Source organism: Mesorhizobium sp. P2_C4 (assembly GCF_056404575.1).
Genome location: NZ_JBFUDT010000022.1, coordinates 1 through 642, shown reverse-complemented (window position 1 = coordinate 642; position 642 = coordinate 1). Strand labels below are relative to the sequence as shown.

Genomic DNA, 642 nt, shown 5'->3' with positions numbered 1-642 from the left:
CCTATGAGCGCCGCAGCCGCAGCCAGCCCGACCTCGTCTCCATCCTGCGCGAGGAGATCATGGCGGTGATTGCCCGGCATGTGCAGATCGACCAGGACTATCTGCAGGTCTCGATGGACCGCGGCGAGACCATGTCGACGCTGGAAATCGACATCCAGATCCCCAACAAGAGCGCCGTGCCACTGGCCATGGCGGGGTAGCTGTTAGGCCACAGGCCGCGATCCTTCGCGCCCCCCTCTGTCCTGCCGGACATCTCCCCCACTTGGGGGGAGATCGGCAGGTTCGGCGCTTTGCTCATTTCTGCAACGTAGGCGATTGGCGAAGACGGGGATGACAGCCAATCTCCCCCCTTGTGGGGGAGATGTCCGGCAGGACAGAGGGGGGCGCTGTCCCGCCGGCGGTACCTCTGAATTTCACTTAAGCCGAGCCATTCCCCCTCTCCGTCGCGACTACGCCGCGCCACCTCTCCCCCATTTCATGGGGGCGAGGAACCCAAGTCTTGCGAGGTCGCCGTACACCGGCCCGGACCTTTCGTCCCCTCTAGGTCCCCGCTGCAGCGCAGCGTCCTCCAGCCCTTCACCCCTTCGCTGCCTTTCATCGTGCCACCGGCATCCGCACATCCACGCCGGAAATCCAACCACA

1 protein-coding gene is annotated in these 642 nt (G+C 64.6%); it reads left to right on the top strand.

Going from position 1 to position 642, the window contains the following annotated elements:
* On the top strand, positions 1-200 hold a 200-nt coding region (gene minE / locus AC1DX6_RS30535), incomplete at its 5' end, for a cell division topological specificity factor MinE (RefSeq protein ID WP_477320303.1).
* Positions 201-642 lie beyond the last annotated feature (442 nt).